The 5,272-nt window shown below is 66.7% G+C and carries 4 protein-coding genes; all 4 read right to left on the minus strand.

Annotated features, from left to right (window positions below; genetic code table 11):
• Nucleotides 1-51 precede the first annotated feature (51 nt).
• Nucleotides 52-933 carry an ABC transporter permease gene (locus tag ACIPIA_RS09870; RefSeq protein ID WP_400509010.1) on the minus strand — a complete coding sequence of 294 codons (882 nt, stop codon included), beginning with the start codon at nt 931-933 and terminating at the stop codon, nt 52-54.
• 13 nt (nt 934-946) lie between these two features.
• Nucleotides 947-1,888 carry an ABC transporter permease gene (locus ACIPIA_RS09875; protein WP_400509011.1) on the minus strand — a complete coding sequence of 314 codons (942 nt, stop codon included), beginning with the start codon at nt 1,886-1,888 and terminating at the stop codon, nt 947-949.
• Nucleotides 1,889-2,045: 157 nt separating this feature from the next.
• Nucleotides 2,046-3,647 carry an ABC transporter substrate-binding protein gene (locus ACIPIA_RS09880; protein WP_400509013.1) on the minus strand — a complete coding sequence of 534 codons (1,602 nt, stop codon included), beginning with the start codon at nt 3,645-3,647 and terminating at the stop codon, nt 2,046-2,048.
• Nucleotides 3,648-3,746: 99 nt separating this feature from the next.
• Nucleotides 3,747-5,210 carry a M81 family metallopeptidase gene (locus ACIPIA_RS09885; protein ID WP_400509015.1) on the minus strand — a complete coding sequence of 488 codons (1,464 nt, stop codon included), beginning with the start codon at nt 5,208-5,210 and terminating at the stop codon, nt 3,747-3,749.
• Nucleotides 5,211-5,272 lie beyond the last annotated feature (62 nt).

Genomic DNA, 5,272 nt, shown 5'->3' on the forward strand with positions numbered 1-5,272 from the left:
GAGCAGGGCAGCAGGCCAGCGAGCTGCCCGGAGACGTTGGGCAACCCGTCGCTACAGCCGTCGCGACAGGCGCGGATCGAGCCGGTCCCGAAGGCCGTCGCCGAGCAGGTTCACCGCAAGCACCACCAGCGCCAGCGCGATCGCCGGGCAGAAGATCGTCCAGGGCGCACGGGCGAGGTAGAGACGGCTCGAGGCGATCATGTTGCCCCAGCTCGGAACCTCCGGCGGCACGCCGGCGCCGAGGAAGGAGAGCGAGGCTTCCACCAGAATGGCCGAGGCGCAAATATAGGTCGCCTGCACGATCAGCGGCGCGATCGTGCTCGGCATGATGTGGCGGAAGAGGATCCGAGGCGTGCCGGCGCCGCAGGCGATCGCAGCTTCGACGAAGGGCAATTGCTTGACGCCGAGCACGATCGAGCGGACGAGCCGCACGACGCGCGGCAGTTCAGGGATCGATATCGCCGCCACCACGATGGCGATGCTGCCCTGGTTGAGCGCGACCATGGCGATCGCCAGCAGGATCGCCGGGATCGCCATCAACCCGTCCATCAAGCGCATGACGATGCCGTCGAACCAGCGGTAATAGCCGGCGAACAGGCCGATCGTCAGGCCGACGAGGACCGAGATCGCCGCGACGCTGAAGCCGACGATCAGCGAGACGCGCGCGCCAAAGACCGTGCGGGCAAAGACATCCTGGCCAAGATGGTCGGTGCCGAACCACATGGCCTCGGACGGCGGCTGGAGGCGCCGCGTCGGCAGCTTCAGCATCGGGTCACCGGCGATCAGGGGCGCGACGACGGCGACGCCGAGGAAGAAGATCAGGATGGCGGCGCCGAGCAGGATCGTCGGATTTCGGCGCGCGAAGCGGCCGATACGTGCGAGCCGGTTGCCGGTGGCCGGAGCGGTGGCGGTCGGAGCGGTGATCGCGGTCATCGGTCGCCCCTCCTCAATGCCGGATACGCGGATCGATGAGCGAATAGGACAGATCGACCGCGAGGTTGATCAGCACATAGACGCCGGAGAAGACCAGGATCACGCCCTGGATGATCGGATAGTCCCGCTTCGAGATCGCATCGACGACGAGGCGTCCGATGCCGGGAATGTTGAACACCGTTTCCGTGATGACGACACCACCGATCAACAGCGCCACGCCGATGCCGATGACGGTGATGATCGGCACGCCGGCATTCTTCAGCGCGTGCTTCATCAGCATGGTGCGCGCCGGGACGCCCTTGGCGTTGGCGGTGCGGATGTAATCCTCCTCGAGCACCTCCTGCATCGAGGCCCGCGTCATCCGCGCGATCAGCGCGATATAGGCGAGGCCGAGCGTCAGCGTCGGCAGGACGAGATGCAGGAGCCACGGGCCGATGCCCTCGAAGATCGAGCGGTAGCCCTGCACCGGCAGCCAGCGCAGTTCGATGGCGAAGATGTAGATCAGCCCGTATCCGACGACGAAAGCCGGCATCGAGAAGCCGAGCACCGAAAAGCCCATCAGCAGCCGGTCGACCGGGCGCCCTGCCTTCCAGGCAGCGAGAACGCCGAGGGTGACCGCGACGGTCACGGCAAAGAGCATCGTCAGCACCGCCAGCGACAGCGTCGGCTCGAGGCGCTGGAGCATCAGCGTCGAGACGGGGGTGCTGGAGAAGATCGAGACGCCGAGATCGCCCTGGATCACGCGCAGCGCCCAGCGCCCGAACTGGACAAGCAGCGGATCGTCGAGGCCGAGCCTCTGGCGGATGGCGACGATCTGCTGCGGCGTCGCGTAGTCGCCGGCGATGATCGCGGCCGGATCGCCCGCTGAAAAGTGCAGCAGCAAGAAGACGAAGATGCCGACCAGCGTCATGACCAGAAGGGTCGATGCCAGACGTTGTACGAGATAGCTTAGCATGGGTCCGCTCGTCCTCCTCGGGCAGGGTCGTTGCGTGTGCCGGCCTGCGCGGACCGATGGCCGCAGCCGGCCGGTCGCTTGCGAAAGACGAAGCCGTGGCCGGGGCCCGCCGCCGCAGGCGGGCCCCGGATGTCAGGCGCAGGATGCGGCGGTGCTTTCAGCCCTTCTTCACGTTCCAGAACGGAATCAGCTCTGGCATGCCGATCAGTCCCGTCAGGTTGCGCAGGGCCGCCGGCTGGAACCACTGGCCGAAATAGGCATGCGGCACGAAATCCCAGGCGTTCTGCTGGATGTCGCGGGCGATCTGCTTACGCTCGGTATCGGTCTGGGCGCCTGCCCATTTGTCGCGTAGCTGCTCGTGCAGTTCGTTGCTCGGCCAGCCGAACCAGCCCTTTTCGCCATTGGCGGCATGGCCGCTGAGCGAGACGGGATTGCCGAAGGCGTTGACCGAGCCGGAGGTGAAGAACACGTTCCAGCCGCCCTGGTCCGGCGCCGCCTTGACGGCGCGGCGGGTGACGACGGCGCCCCAGTCGGAAGCCTGCAGCGAGACGTTGAAGCCGGCCTGCCGCATCCATTGCGCGATCAGGTTCGCGGCGTTGTTCATATAGGCGATGTTGGTCGCCTGCAGCACAACGACCGGGCGCCCGTCGTAGCCCGACTCCTTCACGAGCTGCTTCGCCTTGTCCATGTTCGGCGCGCTCTTGAACCAGTCGATATTGGCGTCGTTCTCCATCGGCGTGCCCATGCCGAACAGCGAGGAGCAGCCGCGGAAGTACTTCTCGTCGCCGAAGGTCGCCTTCATCACCTCGGTCGGGTGAATCAGGTGCAGCATCGCCTGGCGGGCCTTGACGTTGTTGAACGGCGGGTGGAGCCAGTTGACGCGCGCCCAGCCGAGCTGGCCCTGCTTGTTCAGCACCTCCAGCTTGATGTCCTTCTCGCCGGCGAGCGAGTCGAGCAGGTCGACATTGGGGTACTCGATCATGTCGATCTCGCCGGCCCGGATCGCGGCGATCGCGGTGGCCTCGTCGGCGATGTTCTCGAACACGACCCTGTCGACATTCACGACCTTGCCGCCCGAGGTCATCACCGCCGGTTCCGAGCGCGGCACATAGTTCGGGTTCTTGTCGTAGACGTAGCGCTGGCCCTGGACGACGGCCCCCTCGTTGAACAGGAACGGCCCCGAGCCGATGATCGTGCTGATCTGCTGGTTCGGGTCGGTCCCGGCCTCCTTCTCGCGCATGATGTAGCAGACATTGGTCGCAGCCTTGGCGAGCCATTCGACCACCAGCCCGTAAGGCTCCTTCATCACGATCTGGAAGGTCTTGTCGTCCTTGACCGGGGTGTCGGCGAGGCGCGCCATCATGTGTTGGCCGCCGCCGTCGCGGGCACCCCAGCGCCGGATCGAGGCGACGCAGTCACGCGCCGTGACGGGCGTGCCGTCGGTGAAGCGCAGCCCGTCGCGCAATTCGAACGTGTAGGTCTTGCGGTCGTCCGAGAGCGACCATTTCGAGACCATCTGCGGCTGCGGCTCGAACTTGTCGTTCACGCCGAACAGCGTGTCGTAGACCATGCCGGCGTGGTACGAGGTCATGTTCGCGGTCGTCCAGACCGGATCGAAGACGCGAAGATCGCCGTGCAGGACGGCGCGGAGCGTTCGAGCGGCGGAAGGCGTGGACTGGGCGCGGATCGTGGCCGGAGCGGCGACGAGCGCGCCGGTGGCCAGTCCGCCCTGAACGAAACGTCGGCGTGTCGTGGTCATGTCGTTCTCCTCCTCGTTGCAGTCAGGGCCGCAGGCATTCGCCTTGTCTGGCCCTCATCGGGGCATGCTTCAGTTCTCCTGTTCCATCCGCGCCGTCCGTCAGACGACGAGCCGGCCCGGCGGGAGCGGATCATGCGGCCAAAGCGGCCGGGTGATCTTGCGATAGGGATATTTGCGGACGTCGAGATGCGAGGGCCCGCCGCCATCGGTGTATATCACCTCGCTGGCGATGGGCCCGTAGGCCGCGTGAAAATGGTTGGTGGACTTGACGCTGACGATGCGCTTCTGCGTCGGATCGATGCCGACGCTGGTGAATATCTCGAGCCCCAACGCCTGCGTCCGGTGCGAGAGCAGCGCGACATCGATGCCGTCGATGCGGATGCCGACGGCGTTGCCGATCGGCACCTTCGCCGTGCCGAAGCTCTGCGTGCCGTCGCGGATGGCGCCGAGCACCGTCACCTCGCCATCGACGGGCGTACCCGAGGTCGAGGCGGCCTTGCCGCCGAAGCGCAGCGGGATGGTCGCGCCGACGCCGGCCGTCAGGCAGAACTCGACCGCCACGGGATCCCAGACCGGGCCGACGGCCGCGTCGGTGATCCCGCGCTCGCGCAGCCGATGGATGATGTTGGTGTTGTCGGAGGCAGCGCCGCCGCCGGCATTGTCGGTTGAATCCGCGATGACGCGCGGGCCGTTCGCGGCGCCGCCGAGCGCGCGGTCGAGCGCCTCGTCGAGCGGGGTGACCGGGGGGGCGAACTGCCCCTTGAGCGCGCGGAAGTCCTCGCCGAGCTTCGCGGCCAGCGCATCGCCCTTCGCCTTGTCGTTGTCGGTGACGACGAGGACGCGGGTGCCGATCTCGGGCACGTCGCCCTGCTGGAAGCCATGCGCCAGCGAGACGGAGAGGATGCCGTCCTTGCCTTCGAGAGCACTCATCCGGTCGACGAAGGAACGGCCCGGCTCGCGCGTCGTCGGCACCAGTTCGATCATCCGGCAATCGTAGAGCGACATCACCGGCCTGATCTCGCCCCGGATCGTGCCAAGGATGATCTCGACCAGTTCCTCCGCACGCTCGACGAAGTCGATATGCGGGTATTCCTTGTAGAGGATGATCGCGTCGGCGAGGCGCACGCGCTTCTCGGTCAGGTGACAGTGCGGATCGAGCTCGACGCCGATCGGCACGGATGGGCCGACGATGGCGCGGACATGTTCGAGGATGTCGCCCTCGCAATCGTCATAGCCATGCGCGACCATCGCGCCGTGCAGGCCGAGCAGCACCCCGTCGACCGGCAGCGCGGCCTCGAGCTGCGTCAGGATCTCCTGGCGCATCTCCTCGTAATCGGCCTTCGCGCAGGTCCCGGACGGTTCGGCCCAGAAGCAAGACCCCTCGATCAGCTCAAACCCCTCGCGCTTTGCGCGCTGGCGCGCGACGTAGAGCGGTGCGGTGGTGTGGGTCGCCCGGTCGGGATGCCGACCCGCCGGAAAATAGGCGGAGGCCTCGAAACTGGCGCGGGAGGTCGGGATTGGGGAGAAGGTATTCGTTTCGGTTGCGAGCGAAGCAGCGAACAGGCGCCGGAGGACATCCCGGTCAGTCCGCTATACACGGCGGCCGACCGCGAAGGCCTGCCTTT

The sequence above is a fragment of the Allobosea sp. CER48 genome (assembly GCF_044752385.1).
Lineage (GTDB): Bacteria > Pseudomonadota > Alphaproteobacteria > Rhizobiales > Beijerinckiaceae > Allobosea.